This window comes from Nocardioides sp. R-C-SC26, assembly GCF_021246465.1.
Lineage (GTDB): Bacteria > Actinomycetota > Actinomycetes > Propionibacteriales > Nocardioidaceae > Nocardioides.
This window is the reverse complement of sequence record NZ_JAHRHK010000004.1, coordinates 128,843-152,974: the sequence shown is the minus strand read 5'-3', so window position 1 is coordinate 152,974 and position 24,132 is coordinate 128,843. Positions and strand designations below refer to the sequence as shown.

Below are 24,132 nucleotides of genomic sequence, written 5' to 3'. Positions count from 1 at the left end.
GGTGCGGGGGCGCAGCCCCCGCACCGTGACGACGAGTGCTGTCGTGACCAGAGATCAGCTGGAGAGCGGGAGCCGGACGCGGAAGGTCGACCCCTCGCCGACCTCGGAGTCCAGATCGATCTCGCCGCCGTGCGCCTCGACGATGGAAGCCACGATGGACAGCCCCAGTCCGGTTCCGGGGATGGCCAGGGTCTGCGCCCGTTCGGTGCGGTAGAAGCGCTGGAAGACCGCCTCGCGATCCTCGGCCGGGATGCCCATGCCGGTGTCCTGCACCGAGATCAACGCGTGTCCACCGGTGGCGGTCAGTGAGATCGTGACCGAACCGCCGTCCGACGTGAACTTCACCGCGTTGGACAGCAGGTTGATCACGACGCGATCCAGCTGTGCGCGGTTGCCGATCACCCCTACCTCGTCCTCCTCCACGTTCGTGGAGAAGCTGAGCTCTCTCTTGGCCAGGAGCGCGCCGACGGAGTCGGCCGCGGCCGCGACGCACTCACGAAGGTCGAAGCGTTCGCGGTGCCCGACCTGGGTGTCGGACTCGAAGCCGCTCAGCAGGAGCAGGTCGTTGCAGATCGCGATCAGCCGCTGGCCGTTGCGGGCGATGGACGCGAGCATCCGCTCCTGCGCGTCGTTCGGGTCGCCGATCGTGCCGTCGCGCAGCATCTCGGTATAGCCCACGATGCTGGTCACCGGTGTGCGGAGCTCGTGGGAGACGGTCGAGACGAACTCGTCCTTGGCGTGGTCGAGCGCGCGGAGCCGTTCCAGCGCCGTGCGGTCCTTCTCCAGCGCGTCGACGAGTGCGCGCTGGGCCTCGCGCTGTCCCGTGACGTCGCGCCCGACCACCAGGAAACCCACCTGCTCGCGGACGTCGTCGCTGGTGCGGCTCAACGTGGTGGAGACGATCAGATGACCGCCGCTCCGGGTCGTCCAGACCCAGTCCTGGGGTCGGGTCTCGTCCTTCTCGGCGAGCTCGCCGCGCCCTGCGAGCGCGTCGGTGAAGAAGTGCCGCGGGTCCGGCGCAGAGCGCTGCTGTGCACCCGAGGGGGCCAGCAGGTCGAGGAACAGGCTCCCGACCAGGTCGTGGCGCGCGAAGCCGAGCAGGTGGGTGGCACCGGCGTTCGCGAACGTGATCCGACCGCCGAGGTCGATACCCACGATCGCGGTGGTGATCGAGGCCTCGAGCAGATGCGTCATCAGGCTGCTGCTGCTCCGCTCCGCCGTCACGTCGATACCGGTCAGGACTGCGTAGGAGACCACGCCGTCGGCGTCGTAGACGACGTTGTCGGTCCACATCAGCAGTAGTGGCTGACCACTCGCCGTGCGCGTGCGTTGTTCGCGCACCATCGGCGAACCGGAGCGGTTGGGCCAGGTGAACATCGCCTCCGCCTCGGCCCGACTGAGCGAGGGGAGCAGGGAGTCCCAGATCGGTCGGCCGAGCAGGTCGTCGGCGAGGAATCCGGTGATCCGCTCGGTCGCCGCGTTGACGCGGATGACCGTGCCGTCGGCGTCGAGCACGACGATGACGCACGCTGCCGTGTCCAAGGTGACGTCGGTCAGCTCGTGCGCCTCCTGGAGACGACGGTCGGCCAGGTGCTGGGCGGTGACGTCGAGGAGCTGCGCGGAGTAGTACCGCTCGCGGCGAGGATCGTCGAGTGCGGCGACGGCGATCTCGACCACGCTGTCGGGCCGGCCACGGATCGCCAACTGGCCGTGCCAGGTCTCGATGACGCCGTCTCGCACCGCCTGCCACCGCCGCGCGTCCTCGCGCGTCAGGATCGCGAGCTCGGTGACCGCCGCGCCTGGTAGGTCGCCGCGGTCGCGCCCCAGGATGCGTGCGGCGGCGTCGTTGGCGTCGTCGATCACGAGCACACCGTCGACATCGCGAGCGAAGACCATGCCCAGCGGCGACTCGCTGAAGCTGCGACGCAGAAGCCGTGAATCGGATCCGGCCTTCGCCATCAGGTCGCGACGCGTGCCGACGGTCACCGAGAGGGGGAGCACCGTCAGGGCGCAGCTGAGCGCGGTCGCCAGGACGAAGGTCGACAGCAGGCCCGGATCGAACAGGCCACGGTCCGCCCCGACCGCGAACGGTCCGTTCCCGTAGGCCGTGGTCGCGGCGACGAACGAGCAGTACAGGGCGACCTGGAGGGTCACCCATCCGATGTCGAAGGCGAGGGCGCCCCAGATCAGCACCGGCAGAGAAGAGAGCACCACGGGTGCGGCCTGATCGCCCCAGAACACGAGGAGAGCCGAGGCGATGAGCGCCACGTGCTGGGTGATGAAGGCCCAGCGGTGCGGCGGGGTCCTGGTGATCCGGTCGATGGTGAGGCCGAGGGCGCCGAGGATGAGCACCGAGTCCGCGTAGCTCAGCCACACCGCCCACACGGGGTGCAGCGACGCGTCCGAGCGGAGGTCGACGGCGAAGGTGAGCACGGCGCCGCCGGTGCCCGCGACCGCGGCAGCGACGGTCAACCGACCGAGGTCGGCCAAGGAGCGCAGCTGCGCACGGTGCCGGCCGAGATCGGTGAGCACGAGCGCAGCTGCGACGGCGATGGCGCCGTTGGCCAGGCCGACGGCGACGAGGACGCCGGCAGCGGCGGCGATCGCTGTCGCTGCCAGCGTGGTCTGCAGCCACACGCGCGGCGAGAGACGAGCCAGCAGCGCTGCCGCGATGCCGATCCAGCTCCACCACGAATCCACCTCGTCGTTGGGGGTGACCAACGGAGCGAGGTTCAGCAGCGCGACGAGGGTCAGCCCGACCGCGACGGCGCGTGCGCCCACGATCGGGTACTCCCTCGTCTCCACGGCGTCAGTCTGGCGGATCTCCGATCCCTCTGCATGACAACGTCGGGGGTTGGCGTGGCGGCGGGCCTCTCCCCAGCCGGTGGCGCAGCGGCGCGGCGTCGTCTGCTGTCTGCTTCATCGCGCGAGAATGGGGCCGTGCCTCTGTACCGCGACGAGGCGATCGTGCTGCGAACCCACAAGCTGGGGGAGGCCGATCGCATCCTCACCCTCCTCACCCGCGAGCGCGGGCGGGTGCGTGCGGTCGCGAAGGGGGTGCGGCGCACCTCCTCGCGCTTCGGGTCCCGGCTCGAGCCGTTCACCCATGTGGATCTGCAGTTGGCCGAGGGGCGGACCTTCGACGTCGTGACCCAGGCCGAGACCCGGGCTCCGCTCGCCGCGGTTCTAGGCGCCGACTACGAGCGGTACACCGCGGGCACCGCGATGCTCGAGACCGCCGATCGCCTGGTGCCCGAGGAGAGGCAGCCGGCTGTGCAGCAGTTCCTGCTGCTCGTCGGTGGGCTCCGGGCGATGGCCGGCGGCCAACGTTCTCCGGGCCAGGTGCTCGACTCCTACCTGTTGCGCGCCCTCTCGGTCGCCGGGTACGCCCCGTCCTTCGATGACTGCGCGCACTGCGGCCGCCCGGGGCCACATCGGTGGTTGAACCCGTCGATGGGCGGGATGCTCTGCACCACCTGCAGGCTGCCCGGGTCGGCCAGCCCATCCGAGGAGACGGTGCTCCTGCTCGGGGCACTCCTCGCTGGCGACTGGGCGGTCGTCGAGGCGGCCGAGCCTCGCGCGCTGCGTGAGGCGAGTGGGCTGGTGGCGGCCTTCGTGACCTGGCACCTCGAGCGGTCGCTGCGGTCGCTCGAGTACGTCGAGCGGTAGGTTCGCCGCTCGTGAAACGACCTGTCCGACCGCCGACGCCGCACCCCTCCGGAGCGCGCCCACCGGTGCTGCCACGGGAGCTGGTGCCGCGGCACGTGGCGATCATCATGGACGGCAACGGCCGGTGGGCTCAGCAGCGGGGCCTGCCCCGTACGCGCGGTCACGAGATGGGTGAGGCCGCGCTGTTCGACGTCGTCGAGGGCGCGATCGAGCTCGGGGTCAAGGCCGTCTCCGCCTACGCGTTCTCCACCGAGAACTGGACGCGCTCGCCGGACGAGGTGCGATTCCTGATGGGCTTCAACCGCGATGTGATCCGTCGGCGACGTGACGAGATGCACGAGCTCGGTGTGCGGGTGCGATGGGCAGGACGAGCACCCAGACTGTGGAAGTCGGTGATCCGCGAGCTGCAGGTGGCCGAGGAGATGACCCGCGACAACGACGTCCTGACCCTGACGATGTGCGTCAACTACGGCGGTCGCGCCGAGCTCGCCGACACGGCGAGATCGATCGCACGGGAAGTGGCGGCCGGCCGCCTCAACCCCGAGCGCATCGACGAGCGCACGTTCGCACGGCACCTCTACGTTCCCGAGCTGCCCGACGCCGACCTGGTCTGGCGCACGTCGGGCGAGCAGCGCCTGTCCAACTACATGCTCTGGCAGGCGGCCTATGCCGAGATGGTCTTCACCGACATCCTCTGGCCCGACGTCGACCGGCGCGCCCTGTGGCACGCCGTCCAGACCTACGCCGAGCGCGACCGTCGCTACGGCAAGGCCTGACGGCGGGGCCTCAGCCTGCTGCCTCGTCGCAGATCCGGCAGGTGCCGAACAGCTCCAGGGTGTGACTGACCTCGCGGAACCCGTGTTCGCTCGCGACCGCCTCGGTCCATCGCTCCACCGCCGGGCCCTCGATCTCGACGGTCGCGCCGCAGCGGCGACACACCAGGTGATGGTGGTGGCTCCCCGAGCATCGCCGGTAGGCGACCTCGCCGCCCTCCGTGCGCAGTGCATCGACGTCGCCGGCATCAGCCATCAGCTGCAGGGTTCGGTACACCGTGGCGAGCCCGACGCGCTCGCCACGGTCGCGCAGCAGACCGTGGAGATCCTGGGCGGTGCGGAAGTCGTCGACCGACTCCACCGCGCCGAGGATCGCGCGCCGTTGGCGCGTGGGTCGCACGCCACTCGGACCCGGCGCGCCGGTATCGGTGCCGGCGGACTCAGTGCTCGTCATAGTGATCGCCATGCGCGGCGTGTCGGTGACCGTCGTGGACGTAGTCGACGTGGTCGTGATGGACGACGGCCACGTGACCGCAGCCCGCGGCGTGACGATGCGGATGCGACTCGGCGGCCTCATGCACCTGAGGCGCGCTGTCGGTGAAGGGCGCTCGCCGGCGGGCCCGCCGTCGAGTCCAGCTGCCGATGGGCCACGTGAGGACGAAGCAGGCGAGCGCCACCATGATGATCGCGGGTCCGGGTGCCACGACGGTGCTCGACGGCACCATCGCCGGCCCCACGAGGCCGCCGACCGAGGCGACGACGCCGAGGCCCATCGCAACTCCCAGCGTCCGACGAAATGATGTCGTCAGCTGCTGCGCGGTGGCCACGGGGACGACCATCAGGGCCGAGACCAGCAGCAGCCCGACCGTGCGCATCGCCACCGTCACGCTGACCGCGGCGAGGACGGCGACCAGCAGGTTGTAGTACCGCACGCGCAGCCCGGCGACCCGGGCGAAGTCGACGTCGTGAGAGACGGCGAAGAGCTGTGGGGAGAGACCGACACCCACCACGACGACGATCGCGGCCAGCACCATCGTCGCGATCAGGTCGTCTCGGCCGATCGTGGTGATCGCCCCGAAGAGGTACTGCTGCAGCCGGGCCGCGGACTGGCCACCCAGGCCGGTGAGGAGGACGCCGCCGGCGAGTCCGCCGTAGAACATCAGGGCCAGCGCGAGGTCGCCGTTGACGTTGCCGCGTTCGCGGACGAGCTCGATCGCGACGGCACCCAGGACCGCGACTGCCACCGCCGTCCAGGTGGGAGAGAGCTGGGTGACGAGACCGAGGGCGACCCCCGTCACCGCGACGTGCCCGATGCCGTCGCCCATGAGAGCCAGGCGACGTTGGACGAGGTAGGTGCCGATCGCCGGGGCGGCGAAGCCGGTGAACACAGCCGCGATCAGCGCTCGTTGGACGAACTCGTAGGTGAGGAGCTCGTGCAGGCTCATCGCGCCTCCTCGGGGGGAGTGTCCAGTGGCGCCGACAGCTGCGGCGCGAAGGTCACCGCGACGTCGGTCTCGCCGTGATGGTGCACGTGCCCGGTGAGCATCGCCGCGACCGTGCCGGGCGCGGCGTCGACGGGCCCGTCGTGGACGATCCGTCCCTGGCTCAGCACGACGGCGCGTTGGGTCAACGGGGCGATCGGTCCGAGCTCGTGCAGGACCGTGACCAGAGTCGAGCCGCGCGCGTGCAGAGCGCGCAGCGCGTCCGCGAGTGCCTGCTGGTTCTCGACGTCGACGCCTGCGTTCGGCTCGTCGAGGAAGAACAGCTCCGGCTCGCCGGCGAGAGCGCGTGCGATGAGCACGCGCTGCTGCTGCCCGCCGGAGAGCTGGGAGACACCGTCCCGCGCCCGGTCGGCGAGCCCCACGGTCTCCAGTGCGTCGTCGATGGCGCGTCGGTCGACGCGGCCGAGGGGTCGCAACAGGCGACGTCGGGTGAGGCGGCCCGAGGCGACGACCTCCCAGACCGAGGCCGGGACGCCGCTGCCGGCGCTCGCACGTTGGGGGACGTAGCCGACACGCTGCCAGTCACGGAAGCGACCGATCGGGGTGTCGAAGAGGTGGAGTGAGCCGTGCGTGGTGGGCAGCAGGCCGGTGCAGGCGCGAACCAGCGTGCTCTTGCCGGATCCGTTCGCGCCCAACAGGACCACGAACTCACCCTCGCGGATCTCCAAGTCGATACCACGCAGGACGGGGCGGCCCCCGATGGAGACCGCCCCGCCCTGGATGCGGACCGGTGTCACCGACATCCGTTGGCCTGCTGCAGTGCGGCCAGGTTCTGCTCCATCAGGGAAAGATAGTCCTCGTCGGCGGTCTCGTCGGTGAGCCCCTCCACGGGGTCGAGCACCGCGGTCTGGACTCCGGCGTCGCGGGCCAGGGACGCCGTCAGCCGCGGCGACGCGAGGCGCTCGGAGAACACGGTGGTGATGCCGTCCTCGGCGATGAGGTCCTCCAGCTCGGCGAGTCCGGCGACGGTGGGGGTGGCATCGGGGGAGAGGCCGGCGACAGCGGCGACCTCGATGCCGTACTTGTCGAGGTAGCCGAAGGCGTCGTGGGACACCACGATGGTGGTGCGCTCGCAGTCGGCGAGCCCGGTCGTGAACGACTCGTCGAGCGCGGTCAGGTCGTCGCGCAGTGCCGCGCTGTTGTCGCGGAAGTCCTGCGCGTTGTCGGGGTCGATCTCGGCCAGGCGGTCGGCGATCTCGTCGCCCAGGGTCGCCAGGCGGATCGGGTCGAGCCAGAAGTGCGGGTCGAGGTCACCGTGGTCGTGGTCCTCGTGCCCCTCCTCGGCGTGGTCGCCCTCGCCTCCATGGTCGCCTTCGTCGCCGTGGTCGTCGTCGGAGTGGTCGACCTGACCCTCGTGGCCAGCGCCGTGGTCGTCGAACGGGATCAGGCCGACGACCTCGGCGGCGTCGATTACCTCGCCGGTCGCATTCTGGTCGACGGCGGCGTCGATCCCCGGCTGAAAGTCACGCTCGATGACGACGAGGTCGGCGTCCACGATCGCCGCCGTCTCGCGGATGGTGGGCTCGAGGTCGTGGGGCTCGGTGCCCGGAGTCGTCAGGAGATCGACGGTGCCGTGGTCGCCGAGGACGCGCCCGGTGACGAAGGCGAGGGGGTAGAACGCAGCAGCCACGGTCACGCCGTCGCCTCCGCCGGAACCCGCGCCCGAGGAGTCGTCGGAGAGCGCGCCGCAGCCACTGAGCAGGAGAGCGGAGGAGAGCAGTGCCGTGATCGCCAGGGGGGTGCGGTTCATGAGAATCATTCTCGGGTCAGATGAGAATCATTGTCAAAACGCTGAGGCCGCGCATCGAACCTCAGGCGTCAGGGAGATCTGTCGACCGCGCCCCCGGTCACCAGTGCACACCCTTGAAGATCTTCGCGAGCATGACCTGCTCGCTCTCCCGGCTTCCCGGCTCCACGGACTGTCCCTTGGCAGCAGCGGAGTCCGGGAACACGTGGTAGGCCATGTTGAGCACCCGGAAGGCCGCCTTGGGCGCCACGGTGTGCGCGATCGCTCCGGCGTTGCCGAGCATGGTGTTGATCTCGTGCGGCCGGTCGACCAACGCCGAGATCACCGTGTCGGCCGCCTGGGCCGGGGAGATGGTGGGGAACTTGTCGTAGATCTTCGTCGGCGCGATCATCGGCGTCCGCACCAGTGGCATGTGGATGTTGGTGAACGTGATGCCGTTGCCGACCACCTCGGAGGCCACCACGTTGCTCCACGAGTCCAGGGCGGCCTTGGAGGCGACGTAGGCGGAGAATCGCGGCGGGTTGGTCTGCACGCCGATGGAGGAGATGTTGACGATGTGGCCCGACTTCTGTCGCTGCATCGCGGGCATCAGGCCCATGATGAGGCGGATCGCGCCGAAGTAGTTGAGCTGCATCGTGCGTTCGAAGTCGTGGAACCGGTCCTGCGAGAGTCGCAGTGATCGGCGGATCGACCGCCCGGCGTTGTTCACCACGAAGTCGACCGTGGGCAGGTCGGTGCTGAGCTGCTCACAGAGGCGGTCGATGGCGTCGAGGTCGGAGAGGTCGCAGGGGTAGACCAGCGCCGAGCCCCCGCGCAGCTCGATCACCGCGCGCGTCTCCTCGAGCTTGTCCTTCCCCCGCGCCACCAGCACCGGGATGCCGCCGGCCTGAGCGACCTTCAGGGCCGTCACGAGTCCGATGCCCGACGACGCACCGGTGATGACGACGTGCTTGCCGGTCAGCGCGGCGCGAGTCCGGCTGTCGCGCCCGGTCGACTCGTCGAGGTACTCCTCCCAGTAGCCCCACAGCGTGCGCGCGTAGCTCTCCAGGTCCGGGACCGCGATGCCCGAGCCGGCGAGTGCCTGCTGGGTCGCCGAGGCGTCGAAGACGGCCGTGAATCCCGTGTGCGCGACGACCTCCGCCGGGATGCCGAGTCGGCCCAGCGTCTGGTCGAGCACGAACTGGGCGGGCTTGGTCTTGGCGACCGCGTTGATCAGCGCTCCGGCCCGCAGGCGGGCGGGTACGGCCCCCAGGCCGGGCAGGGTAGGTCGGGCGAAGTGCGGCGCTCCCGCCGCTGCACAGAAGAGGTTGACCATCTCCACCGTCGGCTGTGGCTCGGGGTTGACCAGGTGGAAGGCCTCACCGTCGCGGTCGGGCAGGTGGGCCAGGTGGTCCATCGCCTTGGCGACGTAGTCGACCGGGACGACGTTGGTGTCGCCGAGGTCCACGCCGACCAGCGGCAGCCAGGCGGGCAGCCGATCGCGCAGCATCTTCATGGCGGGGAAGAAGTAGTAGGGCCCGTCGATCTTGTCCATCGTGCCGGTCTGCGAATGGCCGACCACGATCGCCGGACGGTAGACGCGCCAGGGGACCTGTGCCTCCTCGCGCACGATCCGCTCCGACTCGTACTTGGTGCGGTGATAGGGCGATGGCAGGTGCTGGCCCTCGGCGAACATCGCCTCGGTGAACCGTCCCCGGTACTCACCGGCCGCGGCGACCGAGGACACCTGGTGGAAGACGCCCACCCCGAGCCGGTCGGCGAGCTCGACGGCGTTGCGGGTGCCGCCGACGTTGAGCCGCTCGTTGGTCTCGTCGTCGGCGGTCATGTCGTAGATCGCCGCGAGGTGGAAGAAGTGGTCGATCGTCCCGGCGTGCTCGCCGACCCAGTCGGCGTCGACGCCGAGCCCGGGTCGACCGAGATCACCGACGACGGGTATCACCCGTCCGGCGCCTCCGTGCGCCGCCGTCCACTGGGAGACCAACGTGTCGAGCCGGGCCATGGAGCCTTCACGGCACAGGACGTAGATATCGCCTTCGCGATGGTCGAGCAGCTCCTCGACGAGGTGCCGTCCGATGAACCCTGTGGCGCCGGTCACGAAGTAGGCCATGTCGGGACCCTACTGCCGGGTCGGCCTCCCGGTCAGCGGTCGCCGCCACCGAACATGATCTCGTCCCAGCTGGGCACCGACGGGCGGCCGCGCTTCTTCGGCGCCGGACGGCGAACGTCCTCACCCTCGGTGGTGGCCTCGGACTGCTCGGGTGACGCGGGCTCCGCGGCACCGAGATCTGCCGCAGGCGCCATGGTGCCCGTCTGGTCCGCGACGGTGCGCCGCTCGCTCGCCGTCCAGACGTCGCGGTCCGCGCCGAGCGGGATCTCCTCCGAGGCAGCGGGATCTCGCACGGTGACCGTCTCGGCCTCGGCCAGGTCGACGAGGTCGAGCTGGCCGTCGGCGTCCGCAGGGTCGACGCCGACCGTGGTGAGACGACGCTGGCGCAGGTTCTCCAGGTCATCGCGCAGCGGTGCTGGTGCGGTGACCGCGTCTCCCACCAGCCACCGGGCGTCGTCGTTCTCGAGCACCACGTAGTTGCCCGGCATATCGAAGGTGAGTTCGGCGATACCGCTGCGCTCGGCCGAGGAGTACTGGGCGACCAACGACCACCGGCCGTCCTCGCGGCGCCACGCGTCCCATTCGACGGCGTCCGGAGCCACGTTGAGGGGACGCAACCGCGTCTCGACGGAGTCCCCGAGGGTGCGGGCCTGGGAGGTGTCGCCCGCCGGTCGGCGCACTGTCGCCCGCTGCGCGCGCTCGCTGACATGGGCACGCTCGGCGAGCACCGGTGCGACGAAGGGCATGATCGCCTCCACGCTGGTACCCGCCGCCTGTGCCACGGTCTCGGCGCTCTCGCCGGAGCGGATCCGCGCCTGGATGTCGCGCGGGCGCAACGTGCTGTCCATGAAGGTCTCCCTGGGCCGGGTGCGGGCGTCTGAGGGTCGCGATGTTCCGGGCGAACCGGCGACCGCGCCTCCGAGGAGCGCGCGGACGTCGCGAGTGAGCGTCAGTGAGTACTCGTTGCCGTGGTCGTCGACGAGCAGGATCGTGGCCTCACCACCCTCGTCAGCAGTGACACCGGCCACGATCGACGACGACGCGGGATGCAGCCCGACCGCGCGGAGCGGGGCCGGAGTCGTCATGGTTCGCCTACTTCGTCGGGTGAGCCGGGTGTTCGTCCGACCCTACGCCAGCGTCGCGCTCGCGCTGGGGACCCCGGCGCGCGTCGGGGTGAGGTATCGCTTCCTACGATGGTCTCCGTGCCGGATCACGCTGCGAACCACGAGGTCGGTCCCGGGTCCCCCCGCGACGCTGTCCACCAGTCGACGACGGACGTCGCGCCCTACGACGCGGTCCTGCTGGTCTCGTTCGGCGGGCCCGAGGCGCCCGAGGACGTCGTCCCGTTCCTGGAGAACGTCACCCGCGGCCGAGGCATCCCGCGCGAGCGTCTGGAAGCGGTGGGGGAGCACTACTTCCTCTTCGGTGGCCGATCCCCCATCAACGACCAGAACCGCGCGCTGTTGGCGGAGATCCAGGCGGACCTCGCCGGTCACGGCATCGACCTGCCCGTCTACTGGGGCAACCGCAACTGGGCGCCCTACCTGGACGACGTCGTCGCCGAGATGGCCGCTGACGGCGTTCGCCGGGCCGCCTGCTTCGTCACGAGCGCCTACTCGTCGTGGTCGAGCTGCCGGCAGTACCGCGAGAACCTCTATGACGCAGTCGCGAGGGTGCCGGAGAACGCGCCGGAGCTGGACAAGCTCCGGGTCTACTACGACCACCCGGGGTTCCTGGAGCCGGTGGTCGACGCCGTCGGCGCCGCGCTCGACGAGCTCCCGGCCGACCTGCGCGACGAGGCCCGGCTGGTGTTCGTCACGCACTCGATCCCGTGGTCCATGTCGTCGACGAGTGGCCCGCCCCCGCACCGCGACGTCGATCAGGACGCCGATCCGGACGCCGTGGGCGGCCGGTACGTCGCCCAGCACCGGGAGGCGTCGGCCTGGGTCAGCGAACAGGTCCGGGTGCGACGGGGCGCGACCCTCGAGCACGACCTCGTCTACTGCTCGCGCTCAGGCGCTCCGCACATCCCGTGGCTCGAGCCCGACGTCAACGACCACCTGGAGGCGCTCGGCGCCGCCGGGTGCCGTGCGGTCGTCCTGGTGCCGATCGGGTTCGTGTCCGACCACATGGAGGTCGTCTACGACCTCGACACCGAGGCGCTGGCCACCGCGGAGCAGCTGGGGATCGCCGCCGTCCGCGCCGCGACGCCGGGCATCGACCCGCGGTTCGTGGCGATGGTGCGCGAGCTCCTGCTCGAGCGCGCGGCCGCCGAACGCGGCCAGCAGCCGGACCGCCCCGCCATCGGCGGTATCGGGCCGGGCTGGGACCGGTGTCCGGTGGGCTGCTGCGCCAATCCACGTGCCGACCGGCCCGCGTTGGCGGGTGAGTCCGAGGAGGTGCCGGCTGGCACCGGAGAGCGCGCGTGAGCCCGGCAGTGTGGGGCGCCGACGCGGATGCCGAGCTGCTCGAGGCCGCGCTCGAAGCCGCACGAGCGGCCGCAGGGCTGATCCGCGAGCACGCAGCACGCGGAGTGAGTGTCGCGGCGACGAAGTCCAGCGAGATCGACGTCGTCACTGCGGCCGACCGCGAGGCCGAGGCCCTGATCCGCGACCGGCTGCTCACCCGTCGTCCCGACGACGCCGTGCTGGGCGAGGAGGGCGGTGGCGTCGAGGGCACGTCCGGGGTGCGCTGGATCATCGACCCGATCGACGGCACGGTGAACTTCCTCTACGGCATCGCCCAGTACGCGGTGTCGATCGCGGCCGAGAGGGACGGTGAGGTCGTGGCCGGCGTCGTCCTCGACGTCGTCCACGGCACGGAGTACACCGGCCGGACGGCAGGCCCGGACCAGGCAGCCGGGGCGTGGCGTGACGGTCGCGCCCTGAGGGTGCGTGCGGAGGTGCCGATGAGCCAGCGTCTGATCGCCACCGGTTTCTCCTACGTCGCGGAGGTGCGGCGCATCCAGGCGCAGGCGGCCGCGATCCTGCTGGGCGAGGTGCGCGACCTGCGGCGACTCGGCTCGTGCGCGCTCGACCTGTGTCACGTCGCCGAAGGCGCGCTCGACGGCTATGTGGAGGAGGGGCCGCACCTGTGGGATCACGCGGCCGGCGGTCTGATCGCGCGGGCGGCCGGCGCCCGGACCGAGGTGGGGCGCGGGGCCGGTGGCACGGATCTCGTGATCTGTGCTCCCTCGACCGGATTCGACGAGTTCCGTGCGGCGACGGTCCGCGCGGGATTCTGGGCCGCCGACGTCGCCTGAACACACGTCAGCGTCGGCTTCCCGCCCGCGGAATAGCAGGCGCCGACGAGACGTTCATCGCACCAGACGGCGCGCCGTCCCTCCCGGTGTTTGCACAGGCCCTGGGATGGTGCACAATCTGGCGCGCTGCACGGGCTGGAGTTGCGATCGACGACGACGCGGACTCCGGCGAGGATCTGGCCGCACGGCCTGGTGATGGAGGGGAGTGAGCGACGCATGGCGACGGACTACGACGCACCGCGCAAGAACGAGGAAGAGCAGTCCGAGGAGAGCATCGAAGAGCTCAAGGCCCGCCGTCACGACAAGAACTCCGGCAAGGTCGACGAGGACGAGACCGAGGCCGCGGAGTCCTTCGAGCTGCCGGGCGCCGACCTCTCCCACGAGGAGCTGGCGGTCGAGGTCAAGCCCAAGCAGGAGGACGAGTTCACCTGCATGAGCTGCTTCCTGGTGCACCACCGCAGCCAGCTGGCCGACGCGAAGAAGCTCATCTGCCGCGACTGCGCAGCCTGACGAACACGGTCGCTCCGGCGACCGTGTGAGGTCGAGTCCCCGACGAGGGGCCGACCGCGTGAAGACCCCGCCGGGATGTCCTGGCGGGGTCTCGACGTTGGTGGTGGCTACTCGCCGTCGCGCTCGAGTCCCGGAGGCAGGGAGCCGGTCGACTTGAGGTAGTAACCGGCTGCCCGGCGCTGGGCCAGCATCCGGGCCAGAGCCACGAAGGTGCCGCTGACCGCTGCCCATGCGACCGCCTCGCCCAGTCGGACGTCGGGGTCGGCCGGGTTCGCCGGGGGCTTACGGCCCGTGGCGGCCTTCCACCCGACGTCGAGTCCCTTCTTCGCGGCGACGGACGCGCCGAGCGCCGAAACGGCCGAGAAGGCCGACCAGACCTTGGAACTGTCCTGGGAGCTTGTGCTCTTCGCCATGGTCTGACCCTAGCGACACCTGCTCGGTGGCGCGCCCACCCTCAGCGGGCCGAGGCGACCAGATCGCTGAGGGCGGCGGCGAGGCGCTCGGGATGGCGAGTGCTGATGAGCCAGTAGGGCGCCGGATCGCCGGGGTCGGCGATCGTCACCCGGACGGCGCGCTTGAGGTAGGGCCGCATCGCGAGGTAGGCGCGGGCGTCAGCCTCCACACCGGCCGTCCGCCGCGTCTGCGCGGCGTCCAACGGGGTGATGGCGCCCAGGTGTGCCGGGGCGATGTGAGCACGCCCCACCCGGAGTTCGTCGTCGACCACGATGCGAAGCGACCCGAAGGAGACGAGTCCGAGGCTCAGCAGCCCGAGCGTGATCACGGTGACCGACCAGGCGAGCGGCGCCGGCACGGCGACGATCAGCGCGAGCCAGAGCGAGGCGATGAGCATGACGCCCTGGACCCACCAGCGCAGCGGGACGCCGAGTCGCTCGGCATAGCGCGTGGCGGGCTGACTCACGGGACGAAGCCTCCCATCCGGCCCGGCGATGCGGGCACGTAGGGTCGGTGGCCGTGGCTGACCTCCAGATCCAGGTGCTCCGGCTCGACCCCGACGTCCCGCTCCCTGCCTATGCGCATCCAGGTGACGCGGGTGCCGATCTGGTCACGACCGTCGATCTCGAGATCTCGCCGGGGGAGCGGGTCCTGGCACCGACCGGGCTGGCCGTGGCACTCCCGCAGGGGTACGTGGCGCTGGTGCACCCACGCTCGGGGCTGGCGTCGCGGCACGGCCTGTCCATCGTCAACACGCCCGGCACGGTCGATGCGGGCTACCGTGGCGAGATCAAGGTGCTGCTGGTCAACCTGGACCCCCGGGAGTCGATCCGGCTCCAGCGGGGGGATCGGATCGCACAGTTGGTCATCCAGCGCGTCGAGCAGGCCGAGTTCGTCGCCGTCGAACGCCTCCCCGAGAGTGCGCGTGGCGCGGGCGGCTACGGTTCTACGGGTGGCTTCGCTGCCACAGGACGTGAGGAGAAGTCGTGAAGTTCCGTCGGAAGTCGGTCGTCGAGGACACCGGAGAGCAGGACGCCGAGACCGGCGCAGCCGAGGTGGTCGGTCCCTTCGACGCCGATGATCTGCCCGACGACGGCGTCGCGCGCGTCGATCTCGGCTCGCTGCTGATCGCGCCCGAGGAGGGCAAGGAGCTGCGCCTGCAGGTCGACGAGACCACCGGCACGGTGCAGGCCGTGCTGCTCGCCGGTGCCGACGGCGCCATCGAGATCCGCGCCTTCGCGGCGCCGCGGCACGGCGACCTCTGGGCCGAGGTACGGCCTCAGATCGCTGCCGACATGGCACAGCGTGGCGGGACCGCGACCGAGAGCGAGGGGCGGTTCGGCACCGAGCTGCAGTGCCAGGTCTCGGTGCAGTTGCCCGACGGTAGCGCCGGCATCCAGCCCTCGCGCATCGTCGGCGTGAACGGGCCGCGGTGGCTGCTGCGCGCCACGCTGCTCGGGCGGCCCGCGATGGACAGCGCTCTCGCCACCGAGTGGGAGGACGTGCTGACGCGCGTCGCGGTGCGCCGTGGCGGTCACGCGCTCCCCGTCGGTGAGCCGCTTCCCCTCGTGCTGCCCGAGAACGCGCGCCGCGTCGGCGTGTGAGCCGAGCGATGGCCGAGAAGAGCCGACTCCGGCGCTCCATCAGCCGGTGGGCGAACCCCACCGACCAGCTGGCCCGTGACATGCGCGCCGAGCACGCACGCGTCGGCACGGTCAGCATCGCCGACGCCCCCGATCGCGATCCGGTCGTCCTCCGTGGCACGGTCCGCTCGATGACGGTGAGGCCGCGCGGTGGCGTGCCGGCGCTGGAGGCCGAGTTGTTCGACGGCTCCGACGTCATCACCATCGTGTGGCTCGGACGTCGACGCATCGTCGGCGTCGACCCCGGGCGGGGCATGCGCGTGCAGGGTCGGATCGGGGTGCACGACGGCGTACGCACGATGTACAACCCGCGCTACGAGCTGCTCCCGTGACCGGAGACGCTGACCCGTCGTCCGCGTCGACGAGCGAGCCCGCGTCGACCACCGATGCTGCGATGGCGGTTCCTTCGGTGACGACCGTCGAGGCGATGGTGCGGGCGCAGATGGCGACGGCTCTCGGTGGCCGCCGCGGGATGCTCGAGGCGGGAATCCCCGGCATCGTGTTCACCGCGCTCTGGCTGCCGACGAAGGATCTCCGCCTCGCGCTCGTCGTCAGCCTGGCCACGGCGGGGATCGCCCTCCTCGTGCGGCTGGCCCAGCGCAGCACCACGCAGTACGCGCTGAACGCGCTGTTCTCGATCGGCATCGGCTGGGTCTTCGTCCGGATCGCCGCCAGCAGCGGTGGGTCGGAGTCCGACCAGGCACTCGCCTTCTTCGCCCCCGGCATCGTCTACAGCCTGGTGTACACGATCCTGCTGGTCGGGTCCTGCCTGGTGCGGTGGCCCTTGGTCGGCTTCATGCTCGGCAGCGTCACCGGTGACGCGACCGCATGGCGAGCTCAACCACAGGTGGTGCGCCTCTGTACGCGTCTCACCCTCCTGCTCGGTGCGCCCGGGGCGATCGGTGTCCTGCTGCAGGGACCGGTCTGGCTGCTCGGCTGGCGCGACGGGATCGACCCCGACACCGCCGTCGCGGCCATCGCCTTCCTGCGCTACGGCCTCGGCTGGCCGCTCCGGATCGCCTCGTGGTCCGCGATGATCTGGCTGCTCGCCCGCAATGCCACCCCGCTCGACCCCGCCGTCCCCACCACGTGAGCGTTGACCCGTCTCCAGATAAAGACGGGTCAACGGCAGTTCGACGTTGACCCGTCTCTATCTGGAGACGGGTCCACGTGGACGGGTCGGGATCTGGCCGGTCAGCCGCCGTGGGTGGACGGCGCGAGCAGGCGCTCGAGCTCGTCTTCGCCCTCGGCCGGGACGACGAACAGGAGCTCGTCGCCCGCCTCGATCGGCTGCTCGGGGTCGGGCACGTAGACCTGCCCGTCGCGCAGGATCGTGACGAGGGCGCAGTTGTCGGGGAACGGGATGAGTCCGGCCGGCTTCCCGACGAAGGGGGAGTCGGTCGGGAGCGTCATCTCGACCAGGTTCGCGTTGCCCTGGCGGAAGGTGAACAGCCGCACCAGGTCGCCGACGGTCACCGCCTCCTCGACCAGGGCCGACATGATGCGCGGCGTCGAGACGTTGACGTCGACGCCCCAGGCCTCGGTGAAGAGCCACTCGTTGCTGGGGTGGTTGACCCGCGCCACCGTGCGAGGCACCCCGAACTCGGTCTTCGCGAGGAGGGAGGTGACCAGGTTGACCTTGTCGTCGCCCGTCGCGGCGATCACGACGTCGCAGCGGTCCAGGCGAGCCTCCTCCAACGAGGACATCTCGCACGAGTCGGCCAGGAGCCACTCGGCGTCGGGCACGCGCTCGGGCAGCACCGAGGCTGCGTTCTTGTCGATGAGCAGGACCTCGTGGCCGTTCTGGATGAGCTCACGTGCGATCGATCGACCCACGGCGCCGGCTCCGGCGATGGCGACACGCATGCTCAGATCTCCTCAGGTCCGCGCTTGATGACGTCGAAAGCGGCGGCGGCGCGGTCCTCGCGCAGTGCGAGGTGCAGGATGTCGCCCTCCTGGATGACCGACTCGCGGTCGGGCAGCATGCCCTCGCCGAGGCGGTCGATCCAGGCGATGCGGGTGCCGCTCTGCTCCTGGAAGTGCACGGTGCGGTGCCCGATCCACCTCTCAGGGGCAGGCACCTGGTCGACCCGGATGGCTCCGCTGGGGTCGCGGAAGTCGGGCTCGGCCCCGGCCGGGAGGATGCGACGCAGCACCTGGTCCGCCGTCCACTTCACGGTGGCGACGGTGGTGATGCCCAGTCGCTGGTAGACCTCGGCGCGGCCCGGGTCGTAGATCCGCGCGACGACCTGCTGGATGCCGAAGGTCTCCCGCGCGACGCGCGCGGCGATGATGTTGGAGTTGTCGCCGCTGGACACGGCGGCGAAGGCGTCGGCGCGCTTGATGCCGGCCTTGGTCAGCACGTCCTGGTCGAAGCCGTAGCCGGTGACCTTGTCGCCGTTGAATCCGGGCCCGAGACGGCGGAACGCATCGGGGTCGGAGTCGATCACGGCGACGGTGTGGTTGCGGTCCTCGAGGCCGCGCGCGAGCGTCGAACCGACGCGGCCGCAGCCCATGATCACGACGTGCACGCGTTCACCGTAGAGGATCCACCCCGAGGTGACGCGCGGCCGGGTTGGCTGGGGCGTACGCTTTCCGCCCGTGGGTGTCGGCGACGTCTCCAAGCGGATCCTGCTGGGGCGCAAACTACGCAGTGCCCAGTTGGGCGAGACGCTGCTACCCAAACGCATCGCGTTGCCGGTCTTCGCCAGCGATGCGCTCTCCTCGGTCGCCTACGCGCCCGACGAGGTATTCATCATGCTCTCGCTGGCGGGCGCCTCGGCCTATGTGTGGTCGTGGAAGATCGCGCTCGCCGTCGCGCTGGTGATGGCTGCGGTGATCGCCTCGTACCGCCAGACGGTGCACGCCTACCCGAGCGGCGGCGGTGACTACGAGGTCGCGACCGTCAACCTCGGGGCCACCGCCGGCACCACGGTGGCGAGCGCCCTCCTGGTGGACTACATCCTCACCGTGGCGGTGTCGATCTCCTCGGCCTCGCAGTACGCCGCGTCGGCGATACCGAGCGTGCAGGGGCACGAGGCGCTCTTCGGCTCGGTCATGGTCGTGCTGCTGATGGCGATGAACCTGCGCGGCATCCGGGAGTCGGGATCGTTCTTCGCGGTGCCGACCTACGCCTTCATGGTCGCCATCCTCGGCATGTGCTTCTACGGCTTCGTCGAGATGGCGTCGGGCACTCTCCCGCAGGTCGAGAGCGCTCGGTACGACATCGCCCCGTCGCCGGACTACGAGGGTTCGCTCACGACGTTCGCGCTGATGTTCCTGCTGGCGCGGGCGTTCTCATCGGGGTGTGCGGCCCTCACCGGCGTCGAGGCCATCTCCAACGGCGTCCCGGCGTTCCAGCGCCCCAAGAGTCGCAACGCCGCGACGACACTGCTCCTGCTCGGCCTCATCGCGATCTCGATGATGGTCAGCGTCATCGTGCTGGCCAAGCAGATGGGTCTGAAGTACGTGGACCCGCACGAGCTCGACCGGCTCCTCCTCGACGGCGAGCCCGTCGGCGCCGATCACGATCAGCACGCCGTCATCGCCCAGATCGCGCGAGCGGTCTTCCACGACTTCTCACCGGGCTTCTACCTCGTCGTGACGGTGACCGGCGTGATCCTGGTGCTGGCTGCCAACACGGCCTTCAACGGCTTCCCCGTTCTGGGCTCGATCCTGGCCAAGGACGGCTTCGCCCCGCGCGCGCTCGGCTCCCGCGGCGACCGGCTCGCCTACTCCAACGGCATCGTGTTCCTGGCCGTCTGCGCGATCGTGCTGATCGTCGCCTTCGACGCCGAGACGACCAAGCTGATCCAGCTCTACATCGTCGGCGTGTTCGTCTCGTTCAATCTCAGCCAGCTCGGCATGATCCGGCACTGGACCCGCGCCCTGACCACGGAGAAGGACGCCGGGACGCGTCGTCGTATGCAGCGCTCGCGCGCCATCAACGCCGTCGGCCTCTCGTTCACCGCGGTGGTGCTGGTGATCGTGCTGGTCACCAAGTTCCTCGCTGGCGCCTGGATCACGATCCTGGCGATGATCTTCTTCTTCGCGGTGATGCGCGGCATCAAGAAGCACTACGACAAGGTGCAGGCCGAGCTGGCCGCGGACGATCTCGACAAGGTGCTGCCGACGCGCGTCCACGCCATCGTGCTCGTGTCGAAGATCCACAAGCCGACGCTGCGGGCGCTGGCGTTCGCCAAGGCCTCGCGGCCCAACGCGCTCGAGGCGGTCTACGTCGCGACCGATGCTGCCGAGACCAACCGGCTCATCGAGGAGTGGGACCGTCGCAACCTGGGCGTACCGCTGAAGATCCTCCACTCGCCGTATCGCGAGCTGATCAAGCCGGTCGTCGAGTACACCGCCGAGATCCGCAAGGCGAACCCGCGCGGCGTCGTCGCGGTGTACATCCCCGAGTACGTCGTCGGTCGCTGGTGGGAGCAGTTCCTGCACAACCAGACGGCGCTGCGGCTCAAGGGCAGGCTGCTGTTCTCCCCGGGGGTCATGGTCACCTCGGTGCCCTACCAGCTCAGCTCGTCGCAGATCGCGATCGAGCGCGAGGAGCGTGGAGACGCCCGCGGGCGTCCCGGCGACGCGCGGAGCGGCCGGCAGATCCGGTGACCGCACGACGTCCCCGCCAGCGCGCCGTTCGCGGTGAGAGCCGGGTCGGCCTCCGCGCGGAGGTAGAGGTCGGCCCCGTGGCACATGGAGGCCACTGTGTGGCCCGCCTCGACGGGCGCGCGGTCTTCGTCCGGCACGCCTTGCCCGGCGAGCGCGTCGTCGTCGAGGTGACTGAGGGGGCCGACGGCGATCGCTTCTGGCGTGCCGACGCCGTCGAGGTGCTCAGCGCTTCCCCCGATCGCGTCGTGCCACCGTGCCCCTACGCCGGGCCCGACGCCTGCGGCGGATGCGACTTCCAGCACGTGACGCTTGCTCGGCAGCGCGAGTTGAAGGCCGACGTCGTGAGCGAGCAGCTGCGGCGTCTGGCGGGCCTGGACCTCCGGGTCGAGGTCGAGGCCGTGCCCGGTGACGACGACGGGCTGCACTGGCGCACACGCCAGCGCTACGTCGGTCTGGTCGGGGGCGGTCGCGGCATGCGCAAGCACCGCTCTCACGACGTCGTACCCGTCAACGAGTGCCTGCTCGAGGCGCCTCCTGCGATCCACGAGGTGCGCGGGCGGGCGTTCGAGGTCGCACCGGGAGGCTTCTGGCAGGTGCACCCCGGCGCGCCGCAGGCCCTGGTGGACGCCGTGATGACCGGTCTGGACCCGCAGCCGGGGGAGCGTGTCCTCGATCTGTACGCCGGGGTCGGGCTGTTCGCCGCGTTCCTCCAGGCGGCGGTCGCCCCTGGCCGTGTCGTGGCGGTCGAGGGCGACGCCACGGCGTCGCGGCTCTCCCGCCGCAACTGCCCCGGTGTCGTCGCGACCGCAGGTGACGTCGCGAAGGTCCTGGTCGAACGGCACGACGAGCCGTTCGACCTCGTCGTGCTCGACCCGCCGCGGGAAGGTGCCAAGCGCCGCGTCGTCGAGCAGGTCGTCGACCGGCGTCCGCGCGCGGTGGCCTACGTCGCCTGCGATCCCGCGGCGCTGGCGCGCGACGTCGCGCTGTTCGCCGAGTCCGGCTACGCGCTGGTCTCGCTGCGCGCCTTCGACCTGTTCCCGATGACGCACCACGTCGAATGCGTGGCGATCCTCACGTCCCGCTGAGTGCGGCCCCGGGGCGCTTCGGACCGGTCGATGCGGGCTCAGCGCCGTGCTGCGTAGACCCGGCGCACGACGTCTTCCACGTCGGGCTCGCCGATGGAGAGGTCGACCACCTCGGCGCGCTCAGCGACGGCGGCGAGCACGCGTGCCGCCGTCGTGGTCTCGGCGTCGAACGCCAGGACCTGACGCAGTCCGCCGGCCTCGCTCGAACGATGCTGGACGTCGGGCAGCCCCACGAGGTCGGGCGTCGGCGCGGCGAGGTCGACGGTGAGCGTGCGCTCGGCGCCGACGGTACGCGCGAGCGCCGCGAGAGTGCCGTCGAAGGCGAGCTGACCTCGATCGATCAGCAGGATCCGGTCGCACAGGCGCTCCACGTCGCCCATGTCGTGGGTGGTGAGCAGGAGGGTCGTGCCGTGCTCGCGCCGCTCCGCGATCAGGAACTCCCGTAGGCGCTGCTTGGAGAGCACATCGAGGCCGATGGTCGGTTCGTCGAGGATGACCAGGCGGGGCGAATGCAGCAGCGCAGCGGCGACCTCGGCACGCATCCTCTGCCCGAGTGAGAGCTGCCGCACCGGCGTCGCGAGGAAGTCCGCCATCTCCATCCGTTCGACGAGCTCGTCGGTCCGCGCGCGCTCCCGGTCGCGGGTGAGACCGTGGATCGCGGCGAGGATGCGGAAGGACTCGCCGACGGGAAGGTCCCACCACAGCTGGGAGCGCTGGCCGAAGACGACGCCCACGTGGCGCACGAGACGCCGTCGGTCCGGCACGGGGCGCAGGCCGCAGGTCCGCACCTCGCCACGGGTGGGGACCAGGATGCCGGTGAGCATCTTGATCGTGGTCGACTTCCCGGCACCGTTCGCTCCGATGTAGCCCACCGCCTCGCCTGCCTCGATGCGCAGGTCGAGGTTCTCCACGGCGGTCACCGTGCGACGTCGCACCCCGTCGCGCACCCGGAAGTCGCGCCCCAGTCCGACCGTCTCGATCATCGTGGTGGTGCCGGTCATCCGCCCGCTCCTTGGTAGTGACGTACGCCGAGCCGCCAGCTCAGCAGCGCCAGCGTCCAGGTCCACAGCGCCATCGCCGGTGCCCACCATCCCAGTGAGGCCGGGAGCCAGTCGGGTCCCGCGACGTCCAGGAGCAGCAGCATCGGGAGGAATCCGGCGAAGGTCATGGGGAAGAAGAAGCCGAAGAGCACCAGGACCGGTCGACTCCAGACACTGGCGGGCTGGCTCGAGGCGTAGCGCCCGCCGTAGACGAAGGCGTTGGTCGCCTCGGCACCGTCGACGAGGAAGAACTGCACGCCGGCGGCCCAGACGAACATCGCAGCGAAGATGGCGACGCCGCTCACCAGCGCGAGGATCACGATCGTGATCGTGCGAGGGCCGAGGTCGACGTCGTTGACGACGAGCCCCGCAACGAGCGCCACCAGCCCGACCGAGGCCCGGGCCAACCGGCGCAGACTGATGTCGCTGGTGATCAGCTGCAGCAGCAACGGCTGGGGCCTGAGGTAGAAGACGTCGAGCGTGCCGGCGCGGAGGTACGTCGGCAGGTTGTCGCAGTGCCCGAACACCAGATCGGCGACGGAGAAGGCGAGATCGGCCAGGCCGAAGACGAGCAGCATCTGGCCGAACGTGAAGCCACCGAGCTCGCCCACGCTGTGGAACAACACCCAGACCTCGGCCAGCTCGATGACGCCGACGAGCAGGGACGCACCGAGATCGAGGGAGAACCCCAGGCGGTAGCTGCGCTGCGAGCGGATTCGAGAGGCGAGCACAGCGCGGTAGGCGCGCAGATCGCCTCCGGGTTCCGGGCTGGCGAGGCGGACCCGGGCGCGCACCTCAGCCACCCTGCACCTCCAAGGTGCGGCGCCCGGCCCGGGTGAGGATCTGGCCGAGCGTGAGCACGACTGCCAGCCACCACATCTGTGCGCCGACGTGGACGAGCGCGTCGACGCCGTCCACCCGCCCGGTCAGGACATCGGTGGGATACATCAGCATCGAGGGGAAGGGAGTCGCCTCGGCGACGGCGAGCAGCCACGGCGGGAACAGCACGATCGGCACGTAGAGGCCTGCCAGGAAGCCGGAGACGACCATGTAGAGGACCTGGACGCCCCGGGTGTCGACCAGCCAGAAGCCGACGACGGCGACGAGATAGGCGGTCGCCGCCGACACCGCGATGCCCAGCAGCACGCTGATCGAGCCCAGCAGGTAGGGCCAGGGCGAGTCGGGGACCGCCATCCCGACCACGAATACTCCGATGAGCACGGACGGGACGCCGCGGGGGAGCAGGGTGAAGACAGCCTGCCCGATCTCCGCACAGACCGCCGAGAGGTGCACGTCGACGGGGCGGAGGAACTCCACGGCGATCGAGCCGTCCTTGATCCGGTCGGCGGCGTCGCTGCGCCCCATCAGGTTCACCGAGCCGAGCAGACCCTGGGAGACCCAGATGTAGGCGCTGATGAGGGCGGTGTCGTAGCCGCGGAGCTCGCCACCGGCCGCGTCGACGGCTGCGAACAGGACGGCGACCTTGAGGAACCCGAAGGTGGCGTTGGCCGTGAGGCCGCCGAGCGCAGCGAGCCGGTACGTCGCCTGGCGACGGAACCCTGCGACCGCGATCCGCCAGTACGGGCGTGCCCGTGGGTACCGGAGGACGTCGGGGGCTGACACAAGCTCGACAACCTACGCGCCGACGTGGGTGGCTGCCACCGACGACCGGTCGGCCCTTGGATCACTCGACGTCATGTATCTTGATATCAAGACAAATG

Annotated in this window: 25 protein-coding genes; 11 read left to right on the top strand and 14 right to left on the bottom strand. The window is 70.5% G+C overall.

Translation table 11 applies throughout. From position 1 onward, the window contains the following. Positions 1–54: 54 nt before the first annotated feature. Positions 55–2,805: an ATP-binding protein gene (locus tag KSO97_RS05465; protein ID WP_232676991.1), complete on the bottom strand. Its 2,751-nt coding sequence runs from the start codon at positions 2,803–2,805 to the stop codon at positions 55–57. Positions 2,806–2,940: 135 nt separating this feature from the next. On the opposite strand from KSO97_RS05465, the gene recO reads away from it, so the two are divergent. Further along, a complete protein-coding gene (gene recO / locus KSO97_RS05460; RefSeq protein WP_232676990.1) occupies positions 2,941–3,669 on the top strand; it encodes a DNA repair protein RecO in 729 nt (242 codons plus the stop codon). A gap of 11 nt (positions 3,670–3,680) precedes the next feature. Then, entirely contained in the window at positions 3,681–4,445 is a 765-nt protein-coding gene (locus KSO97_RS05455) for an isoprenyl transferase (protein ID WP_232676988.1), read from the top strand. Between the two features lie 10 nt (positions 4,446–4,455). Here KSO97_RS05455 and KSO97_RS05450 read toward each other — a convergent pair whose 3' ends face one another. From KSO97_RS05450 to sepH, 6 genes are all read right to left on the bottom strand, one after another. Beyond that, positions 4,456–4,896, bottom strand: a complete 441-nt coding sequence (locus KSO97_RS05450; RefSeq protein ID WP_232676987.1) for a Fur family transcriptional regulator — start codon at positions 4,894–4,896, stop codon at positions 4,456–4,458. Further along, positions 4,883–5,887 (bottom strand): metal ABC transporter permease, encoded by a 1,005-nt coding sequence (locus KSO97_RS05445; RefSeq protein WP_232676986.1) that lies wholly within the window; start codon positions 5,885–5,887, stop codon positions 4,883–4,885. The genes KSO97_RS05450 and KSO97_RS05445 overlap by 14 nt, the downstream gene beginning before the upstream one ends. Then, positions 5,884–6,687 (bottom strand): metal ABC transporter ATP-binding protein, encoded by an 804-nt coding sequence (locus tag KSO97_RS05440; RefSeq protein WP_232676985.1) that lies wholly within the window; start codon positions 6,685–6,687, stop codon positions 5,884–5,886. The genes KSO97_RS05445 and KSO97_RS05440 overlap by 4 nt, the downstream gene beginning before the upstream one ends. After that, positions 6,678–7,694, bottom strand: coding sequence for a metal ABC transporter substrate-binding protein (locus KSO97_RS05435; RefSeq protein WP_232676984.1), 1,017 nt, complete (start codon positions 7,692–7,694; stop codon positions 6,678–6,680). Before KSO97_RS05435 ends, KSO97_RS05440 begins: the two co-directional genes overlap by 10 nt. A gap of 97 nt (positions 7,695–7,791) precedes the next feature. Further along, positions 7,792–9,798, bottom strand: coding sequence for an SDR family oxidoreductase (locus KSO97_RS05430; RefSeq protein ID WP_232676982.1), 2,007 nt, complete (start codon positions 9,796–9,798; stop codon positions 7,792–7,794). A 32-nt stretch (positions 9,799–9,830) separates the two neighbouring features. Further along, positions 9,831–10,883 (bottom strand): septation protein SepH, encoded by a 1,053-nt coding sequence (gene sepH / locus KSO97_RS05425; RefSeq protein WP_232676981.1) that lies wholly within the window; start codon positions 10,881–10,883, stop codon positions 9,831–9,833. A 117-nt stretch (positions 10,884–11,000) separates the two neighbouring features. Here sepH and KSO97_RS05420 point away from each other — a divergent pair, with 117 nt between their 5' ends. The 3 genes from KSO97_RS05420 (at position 11,001) to KSO97_RS05410 (ending at position 13,570) form a co-directional block, all read left to right on the top strand. Beyond that, positions 11,001–12,227, top strand: a complete 1,227-nt coding sequence (locus KSO97_RS05420; protein ID WP_374198461.1) for a ferrochelatase — start codon at positions 11,001–11,003, stop codon at positions 12,225–12,227. Further along, positions 12,224–13,060: an inositol monophosphatase family protein gene (locus KSO97_RS05415; protein ID WP_232676979.1), complete on the top strand. Its 837-nt coding sequence runs from the start codon at positions 12,224–12,226 to the stop codon at positions 13,058–13,060. The genes KSO97_RS05420 and KSO97_RS05415 overlap by 4 nt, the downstream gene beginning before the upstream one ends. A gap of 216 nt (positions 13,061–13,276) precedes the next feature. Beyond that, on the top strand, positions 13,277–13,570 hold the full coding sequence (locus tag KSO97_RS05410; protein WP_232676978.1) for a DUF4193 domain-containing protein: 294 nt from the start codon (positions 13,277–13,279) through the stop codon (positions 13,568–13,570). Between the two features lie 107 nt (positions 13,571–13,677). On the opposite strand, the gene KSO97_RS05405 is transcribed toward KSO97_RS05410, so the two are convergent. Next, positions 13,678–13,983 (bottom strand): DUF4235 domain-containing protein, encoded by a 306-nt coding sequence (locus KSO97_RS05405; RefSeq protein ID WP_232676977.1) that lies wholly within the window; start codon positions 13,981–13,983, stop codon positions 13,678–13,680. A gap of 41 nt (positions 13,984–14,024) precedes the next feature. After that, entirely contained in the window at positions 14,025–14,489 is a 465-nt protein-coding gene (locus KSO97_RS05400) for a DUF3093 domain-containing protein (RefSeq protein WP_232676975.1), read from the bottom strand. A gap of 53 nt (positions 14,490–14,542) precedes the next feature. Here KSO97_RS05400 and dut point away from each other — a divergent pair, with 53 nt between their 5' ends. From dut to KSO97_RS05380, 4 genes are read left to right on the top strand one after another with little or no spacing between them, the layout of a single operon-like run. Further along, a complete protein-coding gene (dut, locus tag KSO97_RS05395; RefSeq protein WP_232676974.1) occupies positions 14,543–15,013 on the top strand; it encodes a dUTP diphosphatase in 471 nt (156 codons plus the stop codon). Continuing rightward, a complete protein-coding gene (locus KSO97_RS05390; protein WP_232676972.1) occupies positions 15,010–15,627 on the top strand; it encodes a DUF3710 domain-containing protein in 618 nt (205 codons plus the stop codon). Before dut ends, KSO97_RS05390 begins: the two co-directional genes overlap by 4 nt. A gap of 8 nt (positions 15,628–15,635) precedes the next feature. Next, a complete protein-coding gene (locus KSO97_RS05385; RefSeq protein WP_232676971.1) occupies positions 15,636–15,998 on the top strand; it encodes an OB-fold nucleic acid binding domain-containing protein in 363 nt (120 codons plus the stop codon). Next, positions 15,995–16,759: a DUF3159 domain-containing protein gene (locus tag KSO97_RS05380; RefSeq protein WP_232676970.1), complete on the top strand. Its 765-nt coding sequence runs from the start codon at positions 15,995–15,997 to the stop codon at positions 16,757–16,759. The genes KSO97_RS05385 and KSO97_RS05380 overlap by 4 nt, the downstream gene beginning before the upstream one ends. Before the next feature lie 101 nt (positions 16,760–16,860). Here the strand turns inward: KSO97_RS05380 and KSO97_RS05375 are convergent, their stop codons facing one another. After that, positions 16,861–17,532, bottom strand: coding sequence for a TrkA family potassium uptake protein (locus KSO97_RS05375; RefSeq protein WP_232676968.1), 672 nt, complete (start codon positions 17,530–17,532; stop codon positions 16,861–16,863). Positions 17,533–17,534: 2 nt separating this feature from the next. Continuing rightward, positions 17,535–18,182: a TrkA family potassium uptake protein gene (locus KSO97_RS05370; RefSeq protein WP_232677126.1), complete on the bottom strand. Its 648-nt coding sequence runs from the start codon at positions 18,180–18,182 to the stop codon at positions 17,535–17,537. A gap of 85 nt (positions 18,183–18,267) precedes the next feature. On the opposite strand from KSO97_RS05370, the gene KSO97_RS05365 reads away from it, so the two are divergent. Continuing rightward, on the top strand, positions 18,268–20,286 hold the full coding sequence (locus KSO97_RS05365) for an APC family permease (RefSeq protein ID WP_232676967.1): 2,019 nt from the start codon (positions 18,268–18,270) through the stop codon (positions 20,284–20,286). Continuing rightward, positions 20,283–21,371: a class I SAM-dependent RNA methyltransferase gene (locus tag KSO97_RS05360; protein ID WP_374198460.1), complete on the top strand. Its 1,089-nt coding sequence runs from the start codon at positions 20,283–20,285 to the stop codon at positions 21,369–21,371. The genes KSO97_RS05365 and KSO97_RS05360 overlap by 4 nt, the downstream gene beginning before the upstream one ends. Positions 21,372–21,409: 38 nt before the next feature. Here KSO97_RS05360 and KSO97_RS05355 read toward each other — a convergent pair whose 3' ends face one another. Genes KSO97_RS05355 through KSO97_RS05345 form a run of 3 tightly spaced genes read right to left on the bottom strand, consistent with a single transcriptional unit; the run spans position 21,410 to position 24,034 of the window. Further along, positions 21,410–22,372 (bottom strand): ATP-binding cassette domain-containing protein, encoded by a 963-nt coding sequence (locus KSO97_RS05355; protein ID WP_232676964.1) that lies wholly within the window; start codon positions 22,370–22,372, stop codon positions 21,410–21,412. Continuing rightward, entirely contained in the window at positions 22,369–23,214 is an 846-nt protein-coding gene (locus KSO97_RS05350; protein WP_232676963.1) for an ABC transporter permease, read from the bottom strand. Before KSO97_RS05350 ends, KSO97_RS05355 begins: the two co-directional genes overlap by 4 nt. Further along, positions 23,207–24,034, bottom strand: coding sequence for an ABC-2 family transporter protein (locus KSO97_RS05345; RefSeq protein ID WP_232676961.1), 828 nt, complete (start codon positions 24,032–24,034; stop codon positions 23,207–23,209). The genes KSO97_RS05350 and KSO97_RS05345 overlap by 8 nt, the downstream gene beginning before the upstream one ends. Positions 24,035–24,132: the final 98 nt, after the last annotated feature.

Bases quoted from the DNA above. Each gene is read 5' to 3' on its own strand.
- KSO97_RS05450 (WP_232676987.1), bottom strand. From the start codon at position 4,896: ATGACGAGCACTGAGTCCGCCGGCACCGATACCGGCGCGCCGGGTCCG.
- KSO97_RS05445 (WP_232676986.1), bottom strand. From the start codon at position 5,887: ATGAGCCTGCACGAGCTCCTCACCTACGAGTTCGTCCAACGAGCGCTG.
- KSO97_RS05440 (WP_232676985.1), bottom strand. From the start codon at position 6,687: ATGTCGGTGACACCGGTCCGCATCCAGGGCGGGGCGGTCTCCATCGGG.
- KSO97_RS05435 (WP_232676984.1), bottom strand. From the start codon at position 7,694: ATGAACCGCACCCCCCTGGCGATCACGGCACTGCTCTCCTCCGCTCTC.
- KSO97_RS05430 (WP_232676982.1), bottom strand. From the start codon at position 9,798: ATGGCCTACTTCGTGACCGGCGCCACAGGGTTCATCGGACGGCACCTC.
- sepH (WP_232676981.1), bottom strand. From the start codon at position 10,883: ATGACGACTCCGGCCCCGCTCCGCGCGGTCGGGCTGCATCCCGCGTCG.
- KSO97_RS05410 (WP_232676978.1), top strand. From the start codon at position 13,277: ATGGCGACGGACTACGACGCACCGCGCAAGAACGAGGAAGAGCAGTCC.
- KSO97_RS05405 (WP_232676977.1), bottom strand. From the start codon at position 13,983: ATGGCGAAGAGCACAAGCTCCCAGGACAGTTCCAAGGTCTGGTCGGCC.
- KSO97_RS05385 (WP_232676971.1), top strand. From the start codon at position 15,636: ATGGCCGAGAAGAGCCGACTCCGGCGCTCCATCAGCCGGTGGGCGAAC.
- KSO97_RS05375 (WP_232676968.1), bottom strand. From the start codon at position 17,532: ATGCGTGTCGCCATCGCCGGAGCCGGCGCCGTGGGTCGATCGATCGCA.
- KSO97_RS05370 (WP_232677126.1), bottom strand. From the start codon at position 18,182: ATGGGCTGCGGCCGCGTCGGTTCGACGCTCGCGCGCGGCCTCGAGGAC.
- KSO97_RS05355 (WP_232676964.1), bottom strand. From the start codon at position 22,372: ATGACCGGCACCACCACGATGATCGAGACGGTCGGACTGGGGCGCGAC.